Genomic DNA, 18660 nt, shown 5'->3' with positions numbered 1-18660 from the left:
CATTATTAAATGGTGCTTGAACGTCTGAAACAATAAAATCAGGGTCTCATTAACAAGGTGCCTGCCTTACTCTTCTTTTGCTGCTTTAAGCTCATAGAGCAGATCCAAAGCCTGACGCGGCGTTAAATCATCAACATTCACTTCATTTAAACGTTGATCAACCACAGAAACACTCTGTTCGATTTCAGCTTCTGCCGTTGTGGTAGGCAAGCTGGCAAAAAGAGGTAGATCTTCGGCAAGATGTGTCAAATTTCCAGCCTGCCCGTCTTTTTCCAATGTTTCCAGAACCTGTTCAGCACGAGTTACCGCAGCAACGGGCAAACCCGCCAGTTTGGCCACATGAATACCATAAGACCGATCCGCAGCTCCGGTTGTGACTTCATGCAGGAAGACCACTTCTCCCTTCCATTCCTTGACTCGCATGGAATGACAAGAAAGCGATTTCAACTTCGATGTTAAGCTGGTGAGTTCATGATAGTGGGTTGCAAACAAGGCACGTGATTTATTGGTTTCATGTAAATGCTCAACACAAGCCCACGCAATAGACAAACCATCATATGTCGCTGTACCGCGCCCGATTTCATCCAGAATAACCAACGACCGTTCTGTTGACTGATTAAGAATCACAGCTGTTTCCACCATCTCAACCATAAAAGTTGAGCGTCCGCGGGCAAGATCATCAGCTGCACCAACGCGACTGAACAAGCGATCGACAGATCCAATATGGGCAGATTCCGCAGGCACAAAAGATCCCATCTGTGCCAAAACAGCAATCAAGGCATTCTGCCTGAGAAAAGTTGATTTACCAGCCATGTTAGGGCCAGTAATCAACCACAAGCGCTGTTGATCCTCTAAGGTACAATTATTGGCAACAAAGAGACCTTCTGAAGTTTTGGACAAGGCAGCTTCCACAACGGGATGACGCCCACCAATAATATCAAATGCCAAACTGCCATCAATCTTGGGGCGGTTCCAACGCTCGCTCACAGCCAGTTCGGCCAAAGCCGCATTAACATCCAGTTCCGCAAGAGTACGCGCCGCCAAAGCAATTTCATCAGCCTGCTCTACAACTTTGGCAATCAGATCATCATAAAGTTGCAGCTCGATAGCCAACGCCTTGCCCGCGGCACCAGAAATCTTTTGTTCAAGATCAGAAAGCTCGACCGTGGTAAATCGCATGGCAGAGGCAAGCGTCTGACGGTGAATAAATTCTGAATCGGCATCAATATTAACCTTGGGTGCATTTGTCGAACTAACTTCGATGAAATAACCAAGAACGTTGTTGTGTTTTACTTTCAGACTATTAACGCCTGTAATTTCAGCATATCGCGCCTGAAGACCAGCGATCAGTTTACGGCTGTCGTCACGTAACTGTTTATATTCATCCAGATCAGGGGAAAAACCCGAAGCGATAAATCCGCCATCCCGTGCGAGCAAAGGCAAATCTTCCAGCAAGGCACATTGAAGCACATCACAGAGTTCCCGGTGATCGCCTAAATTCTCAATACACTTTTTGATACCTTCGGGAAGACTGTCCGGCTGGACACTGCCCAGCATCGACTTCAACTTGCCCGCTTCATACAACGCATCCCGGATACCAGCAACATCTCGCGGGCCACCACGCCCAACGGTTAAACGGGACAGACCGCGTTCAATATCAGGACATTGCCGAAGGCTTGCACGCAAACCCTGCCGAAGGCCATCTTCTTCTACAAACCATGACACCATGTTCAAACGATGGGAAATCGCTTCAGGCTCCGTTAAAGGCGCAGCAATACGCGCCCCCAATAATCGGGCACCAGCACCTGTAACTGTCCGGTCAATGGTTGCAAGCAAACTTCCCTTGCGCCCACCCGTCAGCGCCTGGGTTAATTCCAGGTTTCGCCGGGTTGCCGCATCAATTTCCATAACCGTGTCACTGCGAACCCGTTTCGGGGACGACAGGCGGGGAAGTTTGCCCTTTTGAGTGAGTTCGACATAATCAAGTAAAGAGCCTGAAGCCGCTACCTCGGCACGAGAAAATTCACCAAAAGCATCCAGTGCCTTTATTGAGAACACATCTTCCAAGCGCCGGCGCGCGTTTTCACTATCAAATCGTGACGATGGCAGCGGCGACAGAATAGATCGCCATTCGTTAACCACATCAGCCAACTCTTCCCTCAAGAACAGACGTTCTGGCAACAAGAGTTCCCCTGGATTAAGCCGCGCCAAAGCCGCGAGCAAAACCCCGTTTATATTCTTTTCAGAAGCATCCAAGGGTTGTGTGTAAAAATCGCCCGTGGACATATCCAACCAGGAAAGACCGTAATCACCAGCAGCATCAGTTAAAGCCGCTAGATAATTGTGACTACGGGCATCGAGAAGTTCATCTTCTGTAATCGTTCCGGGAGTGACCAACCGAACAACCCCGCGCTTTACAACGGACTTTGCTCCACGCTTTTTTGCTTCAGCCGGATTTTCCATCTGTTCGCAAATCGCAACCTTGAAGCCCTTGCGAATCAGACGGGACAAATATCCCTCTGCAGCATGGAAAGGCACACCACACATAGGGATATCGTCCCCCTTGTGGTGACCTCTCTTGGTCAAGGTAATATCCAGAGCGTCCGAAGCCTGCACAGCGTCTTCAAAGAAAAGTTCGTAAAAGTCACCCATGCGATAAAACAGCAATGAATCCGGATGGTCTTCTTTGATTTCAAGATATTGTGCCATCATTGGCGTTACTTTATCAGCAGATTTTGTTTTTGATGGTGCTCTGCTTGACGCCTTGTGACTCGTTGTTTGTGGTTCACCGGCTGTCGCTTGATCAGCTTCTTTGCTTTCTGCACGACCAGTGGGCACAGAATTTGAGTTTTCTTCGTCTTGGTCACAGGGTGTGGTCGCCGTTATTTCAGTCACAGAAAAGCAATACTCTAAAAAGTGAAACAGGGTGGGGAAAGTAACACACTCACATTGCCGAGCAAAGAATGCTTACCCTATTTTCAACTTTAAAATTTCAGGATTGTGAATAAATCAGTTTGCTTGCTTCTGAACACTCAAATCAGTGCGTTTCGACGGAAAAATCAAGGTAACGCGTGTTCCCTGGTTAAGTTCACTTTCCAAAATGAGCTCGCCATCATGCAATTCCATCAAGGTTTTGGAGAGGGGGAGCCCCAATCCGGTACCTTCATGTTGCCTTGTCAGATGGCTATCCACCTGGATAAACGGCTTTAGAACTTCCCGAACCTTTTCTTCGGGAATGCCAATACCATTGTCTTCAACGGAAATGACAATCTGTTTTTTTTCATTCACCCAAGCCGAGAGTATAACTTCCCCCCCTTCAGGTGTGAATTTCACCGCATTACTCAGCAAATTCAACAAAAGCTGCCGTAATCGGGTATTATCCCCCAGTAAATAAGGACAATCTGAACTAATGTTGGACTTAAGTGTTATGTTATTGCGTTCTGCACGATTGTTTACGATTTTCAAACAAGCCGATACTGCTTCGTTAATATCGACAACTTCTTCAACCAGACTCAACTCACCCGCTTCAATTTTTGACATGTCGAGAATGTCGTTGATGATTTCCAGCAAAAGCGACCCACTGCTATAGATATCTTCGGCATAGGCTTTATAGCGGGGTTCATCGATTTTCCCGAGCATTTCGTATTTAATCATTTCCGAAAAGCCGATAATCGCATTCAACGGTGTCCGGAGTTCGTGACTCATATTCGCGAGGAAATATGTCTTGGCCCGGTTCGCAGCTTCCAACCCCTGCACATGAATAAGTTGCTGTTTTTCGTGTTGTTCCAGCTTATCAATCATGCGGTTATAACCTTCGATAAGATCCCCGACTTCATCTTGAGATTTAACCGGAATTTTATGACGAAGTTCTTTTTTATCAAAAGAAGAGAACCCTTGACCCAAGTCCTGAATTGGCTTGATCAGATAGCGTCGGGTTGCAAAGAAAAGAATACCTGAAAGACCAAAGACCAGTATAATGCTCTCGGGAATTTCCTCGATAAAATTATTCCACAATTTTGTCGATATATCGGTATAGGCAACTACAAGTATAAATTTACCAATTTTCCGGTTAACAAAAGGATCTTCATAAACGATATCTAACGTATAGCTTTTGTGAGATTGAATAATTTTATCTGCAACTTCTTTCTTCGCAATCAAATTATCTTTTTCATCATAGACTTCGGCACTGTAAACTTCGGAAAATTCAACAAGACTGCCAAGGTGGGATTCAATAGCTTCCAAGTCAAAATTCCAAAGATAGCCTGACACGACATTAGCTTGGGTTGTCGCCAGATTATGCCATTGTTCCGAAACCATGGTCTGTTCTTCTTCAAAGTCCAGGTAACTATCCACAAAGGATTCAACCATAGACGCAATAAGAACCGCGGGAACAATAAGGTACAACAGTTTGGCATTAATTGATTTGGCAGGCTTAATCATAAACAAAAACCCATACAACAGTTCTATCCGTCAGCCAGACAAACAACCCGCCAGACAAATTTAGCATAAAATCTTTTATTACCAGAGCTTTATATCGCCGTGTCATAGTTAGCATAGATATTCCGCACCAACGCCAAGTAATATATCAACAAAGATTAAAAAACACTCTTCTATACACTCAAGAAAAGATCGTCTTTAACAATAGGATAGAATTGCTTAACTCTCTCTTATCGAATAAGCGATTTCATTACTCTTTTTACTCTATAAACCGCGTCCGAGAAAACAATTTGCCTGCTGATTGCTAACTTAATTAGCGAACAGGAACATTTATGGACGTTTTTGAACAATTCCTCTTCCCATAGGCTTTTTTGCAATGCAGTATAACTTCAAGAACCGTTAAACAGGTTTTATTTCATATAAAAAGAAGATTCAAATCACCCTGGCGACACTTATTCATTTTGATAGCGGAGAGTAAACTCGTGCCTAAGCACAATCCCCGAACCACCGACGCAGATGCACTGGAATTTCATGCCTCGGGACGTCCCGGAAAACTGGAAATCAAAGCAACAAAACCCCTGACAACACAACGAGATCTATCCCTCGCCTATTCTCCCGGTGTTGCTGTACCCTGTCTGGAAATTGCAAAGAATCCTGCTGCAGCCTACGACTACACAGCCAAAGGAAATCTTGTTGCCGTTATCTCAAACGGTACCGCTGTTCTAGGTCTTGGTAATCTCGGCGCACTTGGTTCAAAACCGGTTATGGAAGGGAAAGCCGTTCTCTTCAAACGTTTTGCAGATGTCGATGGAATAGATCTGGAAGTTGATACAGAAAACGTTGACGAATTTGTCAACTGCGTTCGCTTTTTGGGCAAATCATTCGGTGGCATTAATCTGGAGGATATCAAAGCCCCGGAATGTTTTATCATCGAACAGCGACTTCAGGAACTTTTGGACATTCCTGTTTTCCATGATGACCAACACGGAACAGCCATTATTGCTGCCGCAGGCCTGCTAAGCGCAATTGATATCACCGGTAAAGACCTGAAAAAAATAAAGATGGTGGTAAACGGTGCCGGGTCTGCTGGTATCGCCTGTACAGAGCTTGTCAAAGCACTCGGTGTCCCCCATGAAAATATTCTACTCTGCGATACAAAAGGTGTGATTTATCAAGGACGCGAAGCGGGCATGAATCAGTGGAAATCTGCGCATGCCGTGCCAACAGATGATCGCACCCTCGAAGAGGCGATGAGTAACTCTGATGTGGTTTTTGGCCTTTCTGTCAAAGGGGCCTTTACCCCTGAAATGATTAAAAGCATGGCACCCAATCCCATCATCTTTGCTATGGCTAACCCGGATCCTGAAATCACCCCGGAAGATGTCGCAAAAGTTCGCGACGACGCCATTATTGCAACAGGCCGTTCCGATTACCCGAATCAGGTAAACAACGTTCTTGGCTTTCCCTATATCTTCCGCGGTGCCCTTGATGTGCGTGCATCCAGTATCAACATGGAAATGAAAGTTGCTGCAGCAAAAGCCCTGGCAAAACTGGCTCAAGAAGACGTTCCTGATGAAGTCGGAAAGGCTTATGCAGGCAGGCAGCTAAAATACGGACGGGACTATATTATTCCGGCTCCCTTTGATCCTCGTCTTGTTGCCGTTATACCGCGAGCGGTTGCCGAAGCTGCGATGAAAAGCGGTGCTGCTGGTAAAAGTATCGAAGATCTTGAAGCTTATGAACGCGAACTTTCAGCTCGCCTGGACCCGGCAGCAACAACCTTTATGCGTATTGCACAAAAAGTACGCAGTAACCCGAAACGAGTTGTTTTTGCAGAGGGTGAAGAAGAATCAGCCATTCGCGCGGCAGTAACCTATTACAATGCCGGCTATGGCACACCACTACTTGTTGGACGCGAAGAGACCATCAGAAACACGATGCAGCGTCTGGGTATCAACGGAAACTTCATTGAAATACACAATGCAAGTATTTCGGAGCACCGTGAACGCTATACCGATTATGTGTACAACCGTTTGCAACGTAAAGGGAAACTCTATCGTGATTGCCAACGCATGGTTAATCAGAACAGAAATATATTTGCCTCCTGTCTTGTAACAGATGGCATTGCAGATGCAATGGTCACAGGTCTGACCCGTAGCTTTGCGGTATCTCTTGATGATGCCATGCGGGCAATTAATTGCAAACCGGGCAAACGTGCCATGGGCATGTCCATGATGATCATCAATGGAAAAGCGATATTTATTGCTGATACATCCGTGAACGAAGTTCCAACATCTGAACAGCTGGCTGACATTGCCGTTCAAGCAGCTTCTCATGTTCAGGCAATGGGGTATGAGCCCCGCGTTGCCTTTTTGAGTTTTTCAAACTTCGGCAATCCGACCAGAGAAACAACAACACGGATCAGACGAGCAGTTTCTGTTCTAGACACCATGAATATTAATTTCGAATACGAAGGCGAGATGCAAGCCAACCTCGCACTGGATTTTGAACTCCAACAACGACTGTTCCCCTTCTCGCGCCTGACAGGCCCTGCAAATATTCTGATAATGCCAGCACTTCATTCTGCAAATATTACAACCAAACTCATTCAAAAAGCTGGTGGCAGTACTGCAGTTATCGGCCCCATGCTGGTTGGTCTGGAAAAACCGGTACAGATTGTTCCCATGGACGCAACAGTAACTGATCTGGTGACCATGGCAGCGCTTGGTGCTTATGAGTCAATTACAAATGAGATGGAAGAGCCTTTTCTCTGATTTGAAAAATTGAACATATTTGTTACGGTTTTGTGAAATGCATAGTGGCTTCTGGATTTGCATAGACAGAAGCCACTGTTTTACAAAGATTTTCATAACCGTCTTCAAACTGTCATGAAGGCAAGCTAAGTATAGCGGAAATCATTGCGTATTTTTAACGCCTTACTTGCTAATACAATCGGGTCAACATGCCAGTTCGTCAGGACAAATATAATCGACTATTTACGTCGTCCCTCATCTTATCATCACCGGCCATTGCAGTTCTGTTTGCACTTGTCATCCTGCATCTGATTGTATGGCAAGCCGCGCTGATATCCGGTTTGGCCATCCTTGTCGGAACTGGCTATATCCTCAGCAGTCACTACAATCATGTCGAACGGCTAAAAGAATACATTACTGCCCTGCGTCAACTCAAAGGGCGTGACGCTCTGCCCGAAGCTCCTTCTGCTGTTGGTAGCTTTCTCTATCCGGAGCTGAACCTGACCTTGTCTCGTATGGCCCAGGAAAGACAACAATACAGACGCCAGTTGGAAGATGTGACCGATGGGAACGAAGCCATCCTGCGTTCTTTACCGGATCCTCTGATTATGCTGGGCAGCAAAAGAAAAATTATCCGCGGGAATCCCGCCGCAGAAACAATCTTTGAAGACAAACTTGCCAATAAAGAACTCTCAACTGTTCTGCGTAATCCTTCCATCCTCAACACAATTGATGAGCTTGAAAAGAATCAGAAAGACCTTTCCAGATTCGTGGATTTCAAAATTCATGGTCGAGTTGAAAGGTATCTTCAGGCCCGCATTGCACGTATGCCTGAACAGACATGGGACGGCACAAAGATCATTATCAGTCTTCATGATTTGACATCCGCAAAGCGCGTCGAACAAATGCGTGGCGACTTTGTTGCCAATGTCAGTCATGAACTCAAAACGCCTCTTGCCAGCTTGATGGGGTTCATTGAAACACTCAAAGGTCCGGCCAAAGACGACCCCGACGCCCAGCAAAAGTTTCTCAAAATCATGCAGGATCAATCTGAACGCATGTCGCGCCTTGTGTCTGATTTACTATCCCTGTCAAAAATTGAACTGCTTGAACATACACCACCAAACAGTGTAACTGATCTGAGCGAGGCCATGACCACAATTATCGAGGGCCTTCATACTCAGATTGAGAGTAAAAACATTACCATACGCCGGGATATGGATGATGTTATCCCCGTTCTTGGTGACACAGAAGCATTGACACAGGTATTCCAGAACCTTCTTGAAAACGCGGTTAAGTATGGACATCAGGGTACAACAGTAACGATTCGCTGTAAATCTTACGGTCCAGGTAGTCAGGGGATGAGACGACTTGGACGCCCGTCCGTGGCCATATCCATCATTGATCAGGGTGACGGCATTCCCCGCGAACACATTCCGCGCCTGACTGAACGTTTTTATCGCGTCGATGCCGCCAGATCTCGCGAACTCGGCGGTACTGGTCTTGGCCTTGCCATTGTCAAACATATCGTCAATCGGCACCGCGGCGTTCTGACAATCGACAGTGAAGTCGGGCGAGGTTCAACCTTCACAGTTTACCTGCCGCAAGCTGCAATCACAGAAGACCAACCCAAACCAATTGACGTCACTGAAGTCAACTTCTAAAAATTATTAGATTTTTGTAAATTTCCAGCGATTTAACAAAAGCTTCAAAAAAGGAATCTCGGCATTTTTGGAGAATTCTTTTTTGAAGTTTACTGTTTTTTATATAAAATCAATACGTTAAATAAATCATCACAAAATTTATAGAGTTCTTTCCCAGTTACGCAAGTAATAAAACTGTCACAGTAGAGTCACAGAACTATAGCTCTAGCCCGATATGTTTTGCCTCGCCGAATGATCGGCAGCGCATACTATCCCAGTGGCCGTAAAAATCAGCCACACAGAGGGGATCCTGGAAAACCGGGATATGCGTATCTTGAGATTTATTAACGCTATATAGCGGAGACATGAACGTGATTAAAAAAGTTCTCACTGCGACAGCACTAGCTGGAATGATGATGGCAGTAGCTGGCGCTGCTCAAGCACGCGACCAGATCCGCATCGTCGGTTCTTCTACAGTTTTTCCATTCTCAACAACAGTTGCTGAAACATTCGGTAAAACAACCGGTTTCAAAACACCTGTTGTCGAAAGCACCGGTTCTGGCGGTGGCATGAAGCTTTTCTGTGCAGGTGTTGGCGTTGAACACCCTGATATAACAAATGCTTCTCGTCGTATCAAAGCTTCTGAATATGAAAAATGCACCAAAAATGGTGTATCAATCACAGAAGTGAAAATTGGTTTTGACGGTATCGTTCTTGCAAACTCCAAGCAAAGTGATCGTCTGAATCTTACTAAAAAACAGATCTTCATGGCCCTAGCCAAACAGGTTCCTGTAGACGGTAAGCTGGTTGACAATCCATATCAGAAATGGAGCGATATCGATCCAAGCCTGCCAAACAGCAAAATTGAAGTTCTGGGCCCACCACCGACATCCGGTACACGTGATGCTTTTGTTGAGCTGGCTATGGAAGGCGGCGCAAAGAAATTTGAAAGCCTGAAAGCCCTTCGTAAAAGCGACAAAAAAGCATTTAAAGCAATTGCTCACACTGTACGTGAAGACGGTGCTTATGTTGAAGCTGGTGAGAATGACAACCTGATCATTCAAAAGCTGGAAGCAAACCCACAAGCTCTTGGTATTTTCGGTTTCAGTTTCCTTGATCAGAATGCTGATAAAATCCAGGGATCAATTGTTGAAGGTGCCGAGCCAACATTCGAAAACATCGCTGCTGGTGATTACGGTGTATCTCGTTCTTTGTACTTCTACGTGAAAAAAGAGCACGTAGGTTCCGTACCTGGTATCGAAGAGTTTGTTAACGCTTTCACAAACGAAGATGCTTGGGGTGACGAAGGTTACCTTGCTGACAAAGGCCTGATCCCGCTTCCTGCGGCTGATCGTGAGCAGATCAAAAACTCTGCACGTGGTCTTCAATCTTTGAGCATGTAAGCTTATAAAGACTAATCTGGAAAACTGGCGGCTTGTTATCAAGTCGCCAGTTTCTGGTAAGTTCGATTTAAAATAAAAGTGGGTTCCCTTTCGGGTATATAATCAAATGGAACAGTTGGCTCTTTTTTTCGCTTTGCTTTTCCTCACAGTACTGGGGTTCATCCTGGGAAAAGGACGAGCAGTAGCGTTATCTGGTCATTCAGATCAGCCTCTGCATTCTAGACTACCCTACTACGGCCTCTACACTGCCTTATGGTGTGGCCTACCAAGCCTTCTCATTATGGCTGGCTGGATGATCTTTGAGCCGCAAATAGCAGAAATGCTCGTCGCCTCACAGTTAAGAGACAGCGATGCATCGATAACACCGGATCAACTGACACTTTACATTAATGATGTTGTAAACCTTGCCTCTGGCGGCATTCTTAGCCGCGAACCAGATGCAGCACTGTTATCCGCAGCAGATAATTATTCGCTCTTTAGACAAATCAGCTATTTTGCCATGGCCGTGGTCGCCATTGCTCTTTCTTTACTCGCTTTATTTACAAGCCTTAAAAAAATTAATCCAACTCTGCGAGCAAGAAATCAGGTTGAAAAAGTTGTCTCGATCATCATGATGATTTCATCTTTGATTGCGATTCTGACAACAGTTGGCATTGTCTTCTCTCTGATTTTCGAAACGCTTCGTTTTTTCGATAAAGTGCCCTTCTTTGATTTCATCTTCGGCACGCACTGGAGCCCGCAAACGGCACTTCGCAGCGATCAGGTTGGTGGATCTGGTTCATTCGGAGCCATTCCGCTTTTTGCCGGAACCATGCTGATTACACTGATCTGTATGATTGTTTCTATTCCGGTCGGCCTTTTATCCGCCATCTATATGTCAGAGTATGCCGGTAAGAAATTCCGGGCTTTTGCAAAACCTGTACTCGAAATTCTGGCCGGCATTCCAACAGTCGTTTATGGTTTTTTCGCCGCCTTGACCGTGGCTCCTTTCTTTCGTGATAGTGGAACCCTTCTTGGATTAAGTGTTTCCTCTGAATCTGCTTTGGCCGCCGGCATGGTTATGGGGATCATGATTATTCCCTTCATTTCATCACTTTCCGATGATGTCATGAACTCTGTCCCTCAGTCTCTCAGAGATGCATCATACGCAATGGGGGCAACAAAATCTGAAACCATTACCAAAGTGATCATCCCTGCAGCTCTTCCCGGTATTGTCGGTGCTGTGCTGCTAGCAATGAGCCGTGCCATTGGCGAGACCATGATTGTGGTCATGGCCGCAGGTCTAGCTGCTAATCTAACGGCCAATCCTCTGGAAGCTGTCACTACCGTTACCGTGCAGATTGTAACTCTTCTCGTTGGTGATCAGGAATTTGATTCGGCAAAGACACTTGCTGCCTTTGCTCTGGGATTACTGCTCTTTGTTGTCACCCTTGTAATGAACGTTGTGGCCCTAAGAGTGGTCCGTAAATATCGTGAAAAATATGACTGATAATACGCCACACCTCAAAGTCGATCCCGCCTTGCTCAAGCGGCGCAACGCAGCCGAAAAACGCTTTCGTTTTTATGGACTGGCAGCTGTCATGACGGCTGTGCTTGTGCTGTGCCTTCTGCTGACATCAATTGTCTCAAAAGGTTACACTGCATTTCAACAGACTTACATTCTGATAGATATACGTCTTGATGCAGAAACCATCGATCCCAAAGGCACCAAGCGGGTCGAAGATCTCGCTGCTGCCAGTTACAAAGGATTACTGCGCAATGCATTAAAAGAGCAGTTCCCAGGCGTTGAAGGGCGCAAAGCCAAGCGTGCTCTCTACGGGCTGGTGGGCTCTGCTGCAGACTTCGATGTACGGGACGCCGTGTTGAACAATCCGAAACTGGTTGGCACAACAGCTACGATTGCCGTTAAATCATCTGATGATGTGGATAGCTTTTACAAAGGCTATATTCCGCGCGATGTGCCCGAAAGCAACCGTAAAATCAAAGATCGTGAACTCGCATGGCTTGATACGCTTTATGCGGATGATCGTATTGTCAAAAAGTTTAATGTTGATTTCTTCACGAACGGAGATTCAAGAGAGCCGGAAGAAGCCGGTATTCTCGGTGCTGTGATCGGGTCTTTATATACACTGGCTATCACACTGGCCCTTTGCTTCCCGATCGGAGTGCTGACTGCTATCTACCTTGAAGAATTTGCCCCGACCAACAAGTGGACAGACCTCATTGAAGTGAATATCAACAATCTAGCTGCTGTTCCGTCCATCGTCTTTGGACTTTTAGGGCTCGCAATCTTCCTGAACTTTATGGGACTGCCTAGATCTGCACCAATTGTTGGCGGAATGGTTCTTGCCCTGATGACCTTGCCAACAATTATTATTGCATCCCGTGCTGCTTTGAAAGCTGTCCCCCCTTCAATTCGCGAAGCAGCTTTGGGCATCGGTGCCTCCAGAATGCAAACCGTTTTCCATCATGTGCTCCCCCTTGCAATGCCAGGTATCCTGACGGGAACCATTCTGGGCATGGCACAGGCACTTGGTGAAACCGCCCCGCTTTTGATGATCGGTATGGTTGCTTTTATCGCAGACATTCCGGGCTCAATGAGCGATGCGGCCACTGTCCTTCCTGTACAGATTTATCTTTGGGCAGATAGCCCGGAACGTGGATTTGTCGAAAAAACATCAGCAGCAATTATGGTACTGCTGACCTTTCTCGTCGTCATGAACGCAATCGCAGTTATTCTGCGAAAACGCTTTGAGCGTCGTTGGTAAGCAAGGAATAATAGGAATGTCCTACGCTATGGATATGCAAAATTATACGACCCAGTCTGAAACCGCTACCTCCGAGCCAAAAATCATGGCACGAGATGTAAATGTTTTCTATGGCCCCAGTCAGGCACTGAAATCCATCCAACTGGATATCGGCGCCAATGAGGTCACCTCCCTGATCGGTCCATCCGGTTGTGGTAAATCAACTTTCTTGCGTTGCCTCAACCGCATGAACGACGTGATCGAAAATTGTACGGTTGAAGGACGCATAAGTCTGGACGGTGTCGACCTTTACAATTCCGGTCTCGATCCTGTGCTTCTTCGCGCACGTGTCGGAATGGTTTTCCAAAAGCCGAACCCCTTTCCCAAGTCCATCTATGACAATATCGCCTATGGCCCGCGTTTGCACGGAACTGTAAGCAACAAGGACGAGCTGGATGAACGTGTAGAAAAAAGCCTGCGTCGTGCCGGTTTGTGGGATGAGGTCAAAGACCGTCTGGACAAGCCGGGAACAGGTCTGTCCGGTGGTCAGCAACAGCGTCTTTGTATCGCCCGTGCCATTGCAATCAATCCGGAAGTTATCCTGATGGATGAGCCATGTTCGGCTCTCGATCCGATTGCAACCGCCAAGATTGAAGAATTAATTGATGAGTTAAGAGAACGCTTTACAATCGTTATCGTTACTCACTCTATGCAACAAGCCGCCCGTGTCTCACAACGAACAGCCTTCTTCCATCTGGGAGAATTGGTTGAGGTTGGAGAAACAGATCGTCTCTTCACCAGCCCGCAAGACGACCGTACCCAAGGTTACATTACGGGAAGATTCGGGTAAGGAAGATGAATATGCCAGATACCAAAGACCACATCGTCAGCTCGTTTGACAAAGAGCTCCGCACCATTCACGAAATTATAATCCGTATGGGCGGGATGGCCGAAAACCAGCTTTCCGAAGCTGTGGATGCCCTAGTTCAACGGGACAGTGCAAAAGCTGAACTTGTGCGTAAAGAAGACGCCAAGATCGACGCCCTGGAAGAAGAACTGGAAGCCGCAGTCATTCAGTTGATTGCTTTGCGTCAGCCCGTCGCGAATGATCTGCGGGCTGTCATCGCGGCCTTTAAAATCTCATCAGACCTTGAACGCATCGGTGACTATGCAAAAAATATTGCCAAGCGTAGTATCGCAATCAACCAGATGCCGCCACAGAAATCTGTTACCAGTATTATGCGGATGTCCCGACTGGTTCAGGAAATCGTCAAGGATACGCTTGATGCCTTTTCCAACAGCGACAAGGATCGTGCCATAGATGTGTGGCACCGGGATGAAGAAGTTGATGAAATGTATACATCTTTGTTTCGCGAACTTCTGACTTATATGATGGAAGACCCGCGAAATATCGGTGCCTGCACACATATGCTCTTTATCGCCAAAAATATTGAACGCATGGGCGATCATGCAACGAACATTGCTGAAACTATCTATTATTTGGCAACTGGCGAACGCTTGGAAGGTAAACGCCCCAAAGGGGACCGTACCGCTTTTCAAATCCTTACCCCCGATGACGGGGAAGGCGAAGTAGAAATTTAATGTAATGGAAAAAAAGGATCTTTCCATGAAACCCTTGGCATTGGTCATTGAAGACGAAATCGCACTGACAACGTTGTTACGCTATAACCTTGAAAAAGAAGGGTTTCGCGTCAATGAAGCACATGATGGCGAAGAAGCCCTTCTCCGTGCAAAAGAAGAAGCTCCGGATCTTATTCTCCTGGATTGGATGCTCCCGCTTTTGTCTGGCATCGAAGTTTGCCGTCAGCTACGTCGTCTGCCGGAAACAAAAGATGTGCCGATCATCATGCTGACTGCACGCGGTGAAGAAACAGACAAAATCAGAGGTCTGGATTCAGGCGCTGATGATTACATGACAAAGCCGTTCTCACCTGCTGAGCTGGTTGCCCGTATCCGTGCCATCATGCGCCGGAGCAAGCCAGAAACCGTGACCGAAGCACTTACCTTTGAAGACATCAACATGGATCTGGCTGCTTACAAGGTTTATCGCGGTGATCGCGAAGTTCATTTGGGTCCAACCGAATTCAAACTACTGCGCCACCTGATGCAAAACCCGGGTCGTGTCTTTAGCCGCGAACAGTTACTTGATTCGGTTTGGGGTCATGACGTGTATGTTGAACCTCGCACAGTAGATGTACATATCAGACGCCTGCGTAAAGTATTGAACGAAGGCACAGAACAGGATCTGATCCGTACAGTCCGTTCTGCGGGTTATGCTCTGGATCGTGCCAAAGCTGCATAAGATCTGAATTTACATATGAAATTTGCTACTGAAGGCCGTGGTTTCCACGGCCTTTTTTAGTTCATTGTTCTTTGTTTTGACTGTGGGTATTACCAATAGTTTTTTAGAATTTGAAATGTTTCACTAATCCTTACTCATTAAGGTTTAAGGAAACTCACATGAAGTCAAAACAGACAGCTATACTGGCCATTAGTTTTCTGGTGATTGTTGCGATTGCTGGATACTTTTTCACACGCCCGGATACAGGTCAGAGTACGCCCCTCAGCAAACTTTCTATTCCTGAAAAACCGTTACGCGGCCTTTTTGATGCTCCCGGCATTATGGTTGTTGAAGCTCGTGAGTATCCATGGAGTGCTTTGGGCCGCCTTAATATTGCCGGGCGTCACTTTTGTAATGCCGTTGCTGTTAGCGCCGACAAAATCCTCACCCCAGCGTCCTGCCTTTACAATAAAATAGAGGGCAAGTGGTTCGACAACAGCGATATGACCTATGTAGGGGCCTACCAACGGGATAATGCTGATTTGAACGCGAAGATCGGTAGCTTTGACATTGCTGAAGGCTATGACCCCAATAACAAAACTCTGGCATCAATTACAAAAGACTGGGCTTTGGTTACTCTCTCTACACCAATTGGCAATAAAACGGGTTGGTTAGGACTGAGCAACGCAAAAGACAACGATCAGAATCTTACCGCAGGTTACAGACGTGGCTGGGAGCACGCTCTTGTCACCTATCCTTATTGTTCTGTTGGATCAACAAACAATCACTGTCCCAATGTTACCGTAGATGGCTTGCTCAACTGGTTTGCCCTTAACGAAAACCAGCTCGTCCTATCCCCACCCTCGGGCATCGATGACATTCAAGACAATTGGTCTTTGTCTTCTGATGGACAGCAGCCTTCGGAAACAGTCATAACAGCTGTTCCGGTCGACACTATTGGTCGCCTCTTGAAAGCTCATGGTTATCTCGACAGTTCAAAGCTGTCACAAGAAAATCTGAAACAGGCTTTGATTAAAGCTAAACAGGATGACATCATTGCACAGGCAGATAACATTGGTATTGAAACTTTTTATAAATTAATCAAAAGCCTGAATGCGATAAATGCTGCCAAAACACCAGCTTCCTGATAGCTAATATTTTGACAACCGCTTGCTCTATTCTGGAAAGCAGGTTCAATTGACATAAGGGAAATGCCAATGACACCCACTAAACTCTGTGCTCTCTTGATTGCAACATTTGTCTTACTCACCGGGTGCGGTGCGCAACAAAAATCAGCACCAACCCAACCATCTTCGTCAACAACATCCCCAGAAGCAACACAGTATGAAAACCCTGGGTTTTTGGCGGGTAAAGAATTTGCCTTGCTTGAGGCCCGTGAATATCCCTGGAGTACGATTGGGCGTCTTAATATTGCCGGGCGTCATTTTTGCAATGGTACGATGGTTGGCACGCGCAAGCTTCTCGCCCCTGCATCTTGCCTGTACAATCTTGTTGACGGTCGCTGGTTCCAGCCCAACGAAATGGTTTTTGTCGCCGGGTATCAACGTGACGATGCAACTATCTCTTCTGCTGTAAAAAGTTACCAGATCGCACAGGGTTTTACGCCGGAAAAGAAAAGCTTGAAGTCCTTGTTAAATAACTGGGCTTTAGTCGACCTCACCAACCCACTTGGTAACTATACTGGTTGGGTTGGCGTTACAAATCAGACCACCCCAAACGATTTGATTATCGAAGCAGGCTACCGCCGTAGCTGGGAACACATACAGGCCCTCTTCCCCTTTTGTAACCAGTATGCCAACAGAACAATCGCGTGCCCTGTGCGGCACGAAGGACCTCTCAATCGCTTTTCTCTGACAACCCAAGGGCTTGTGCTAGCCCCCAGCAATGCGATTGCAGATCAAACTTATCAAAGTTGGAACCTTAGCCTACAGCCTGTCGCCCCTCAAAAATCACCCTATGTCACCCCGCACCCGCAAAACAGTGTCCAGCGCCTGTTGGTAGATCTTCAATACCTTGAGAAAAATACACCTGATGTGGGTAAAGCCCTTTTACGTGCACAACAGGATCTTGGCATTGCGCAAACAGGGCAAGCTGACAGCGCAACACTTCATCACCTGCTCAAACGACTAAACGCGCTTTACAATGGCAAACCTGTTTCCTGAAATTTTGGCCTGAAGTTTTAAATGAAATAGATCATAAGATGCCATCTGATAATAGGGGACCTTTGACTCCCCTATTTCTGCCATGTACACAGCAACCAAATTTGCAAGCACCACAGTTACTCGAAGTTTATAGTTGTTATCTCAAGGCGAGAGAGATTGAGAAGCGGTAAATACAGAAAGATCCCTAAGTATAGAAAGATCTGTGCATGAAGCTGATCCTTGCCCCTATGGAAGGTCTGGTCGATGCACAAATGCGCCAGATACTCACCGCAATAGGCGGCATAGATCAGGGCGTGACAGAGTTTATCCGGGTCAACGACCTCGTTCTGCCACCAAAATCTTTCTACAAGATTGCCCCGGAACTTAAAACCGCAGGCAAGACCGCTGTGGGAACCCCAATTTCAATTCAACTGCTTGGCTCGAACCCTGATGTTATGGGCGAGAATGCACAACTCGCCGTGAAACTTGGTGCCCCGGCAATTGATCTTAACTTTGGCTGCCCCTCCAAACGCGTTAACTCGCACAAAGGCGGCTCTGTCCTGCTCAAAGAGCCCAACATTGTCCACGACGTAGTAAAAGCAGTACGTGCTGCTGTTCCGAAAAAAGTTCCTGTCACTGCGAAAATGCGGTTGGGCTATGAAGATAAATCACAGGCTCTGGAAAACGCTCACGCCATCGAAGAAGGTGGTGCCTCCGAAGTCTGTGTTCACGCCAGGACAAAGATCGAAGGCTATCGCCCCCCGGCCCACTGGGAATGGATTGCCCGGATCCGTGAAGCCATTGATATTAATGTGGTTGCAAACGGCGATGTCTGCACAGTGGATGACTATAAGCGCTGTCGTGAAGTCAGTGGTTGTAGCGATGTCATGATCGGGCGTGGCCTTATTGCCAAACCGGATCTTGCTCGCCTGATCCAATATGACAACCAGTCTAACGAGCACAGCAACAATCAAAACGCTCCAATCCTGTCATGGCAAGAATTCTTGCCTGTCTTACATGATTTCTACCGGGAAATGTGGTTGGAAGTTCCAGACAAACACGGCCCCGGACGCCTCAAGCAATGGCTGAACTTCCTAAAACTACAATATCCCGAAGCTCAAGCCCTTTTTGCCCAAGTTCGCGGGATCAAAGATCCTGAAGTTATTGATCGTATGCTATTAGCCGATGTTTTTCGGGAAGCCAGTTAAAACAC

General features: G+C 46.5%; 13 protein-coding genes. 11 read left to right on the top strand and 2 right to left on the bottom strand.

The genetic code is table 11. The features are described 5' to 3' along the window. Positions 1–66 precede the first annotated feature (66 nt). Positions 67–2712 carry a DNA mismatch repair protein MutS gene (gene mutS, locus D9A03_RS16985; protein ID WP_120498576.1) on the bottom strand — a complete coding sequence of 882 codons (2646 nt, stop codon included), beginning with the start codon at positions 2710–2712 and terminating at the stop codon, positions 67–69. 297 nt (positions 2713–3009) lie between these two features. Next, a complete protein-coding gene (locus tag D9A03_RS16980; RefSeq protein WP_120498387.1) occupies positions 3010–4440 on the bottom strand; it encodes a HAMP domain-containing sensor histidine kinase in 1431 nt (476 codons plus the stop codon). A gap of 479 nt (positions 4441–4919) precedes the next feature. Between D9A03_RS16980 and D9A03_RS16975 the strand changes: the two genes are divergently transcribed. The 11 genes from D9A03_RS16975 to D9A03_RS16925 all read left to right on the top strand — a co-directional run bounded on the left by D9A03_RS16975 (position 4920) and on the right by D9A03_RS16925 (position 18655). Further along, complete coding sequence (locus tag D9A03_RS16975; RefSeq protein WP_120498386.1) at positions 4920–7211, top strand: NADP-dependent malic enzyme; 2292 nt, start codon at positions 4920–4922, stop codon at positions 7209–7211. A gap of 188 nt (positions 7212–7399) precedes the next feature. Then, positions 7400–8854, top strand: a complete 1455-nt coding sequence (locus D9A03_RS16970; protein ID WP_120498385.1) for an ATP-binding protein — start codon at positions 7400–7402, stop codon at positions 8852–8854. Between the two features lie 344 nt (positions 8855–9198). Beyond that, positions 9199–10236, top strand: a complete 1038-nt coding sequence (locus D9A03_RS16965) for a PstS family phosphate ABC transporter substrate-binding protein (protein WP_120498384.1) — start codon at positions 9199–9201, stop codon at positions 10234–10236. A gap of 106 nt (positions 10237–10342) precedes the next feature. After that, complete coding sequence (gene pstC, locus D9A03_RS16960; RefSeq protein ID WP_120498383.1) at positions 10343–11725, top strand: phosphate ABC transporter permease subunit PstC; 1383 nt, start codon at positions 10343–10345, stop codon at positions 11723–11725. Next, positions 11718–13004, top strand: coding sequence for a phosphate ABC transporter permease PstA (gene pstA, locus D9A03_RS16955; protein ID WP_120498382.1), 1287 nt, complete (start codon positions 11718–11720; stop codon positions 13002–13004). Before pstC ends, pstA begins: the two co-directional genes overlap by 8 nt. 28 nt (positions 13005–13032) lie before the next feature. Beyond that, positions 13033–13833: a phosphate ABC transporter ATP-binding protein PstB gene (gene pstB, locus D9A03_RS16950; protein WP_120498575.1), complete on the top strand. Its 801-nt coding sequence runs from the start codon at positions 13033–13035 to the stop codon at positions 13831–13833. An 11-nt stretch (positions 13834–13844) separates the two neighbouring features. Next, positions 13845–14585, top strand: coding sequence for a phosphate signaling complex protein PhoU (phoU, locus tag D9A03_RS16945; protein WP_120498381.1), 741 nt, complete (start codon positions 13845–13847; stop codon positions 14583–14585). A 25-nt stretch (positions 14586–14610) separates the two neighbouring features. Continuing rightward, the gene (gene phoB, locus D9A03_RS16940; RefSeq protein ID WP_047764285.1) at positions 14611–15306 is read left to right on the top strand and encodes a phosphate regulon transcriptional regulator PhoB; all 696 of its coding nucleotides are present in this window, start codon (positions 14611–14613) and stop codon (positions 15304–15306) included. Between the two features lie 158 nt (positions 15307–15464). After that, a complete protein-coding gene (locus D9A03_RS16935; RefSeq protein ID WP_120498380.1) occupies positions 15465–16433 on the top strand; it encodes a serine protease in 969 nt (322 codons plus the stop codon). A gap of 69 nt (positions 16434–16502) precedes the next feature. Then, a complete protein-coding gene (locus tag D9A03_RS16930; RefSeq protein WP_120498379.1) occupies positions 16503–17468 on the top strand; it encodes a serine protease in 966 nt (321 codons plus the stop codon). A 206-nt stretch (positions 17469–17674) separates the two neighbouring features. Then, positions 17675–18655 carry a tRNA-dihydrouridine synthase gene (locus tag D9A03_RS16925; RefSeq protein ID WP_120498378.1) on the top strand — a complete coding sequence of 327 codons (981 nt, stop codon included), beginning with the start codon at positions 17675–17677 and terminating at the stop codon, positions 18653–18655. Positions 18656–18660: the final 5 nt, after the last annotated feature.

Origin of the sequence: Kiloniella sp. EL199, from assembly GCF_900313065.1 — a bacterium.
Lineage (GTDB): Bacteria > Pseudomonadota > Alphaproteobacteria > Kiloniellales > Kiloniellaceae > Kiloniella.
The sequence above is the reverse complement of the archived record's forward strand: the minus strand, read 5'-3'. Positions and strand labels throughout refer to the sequence as shown.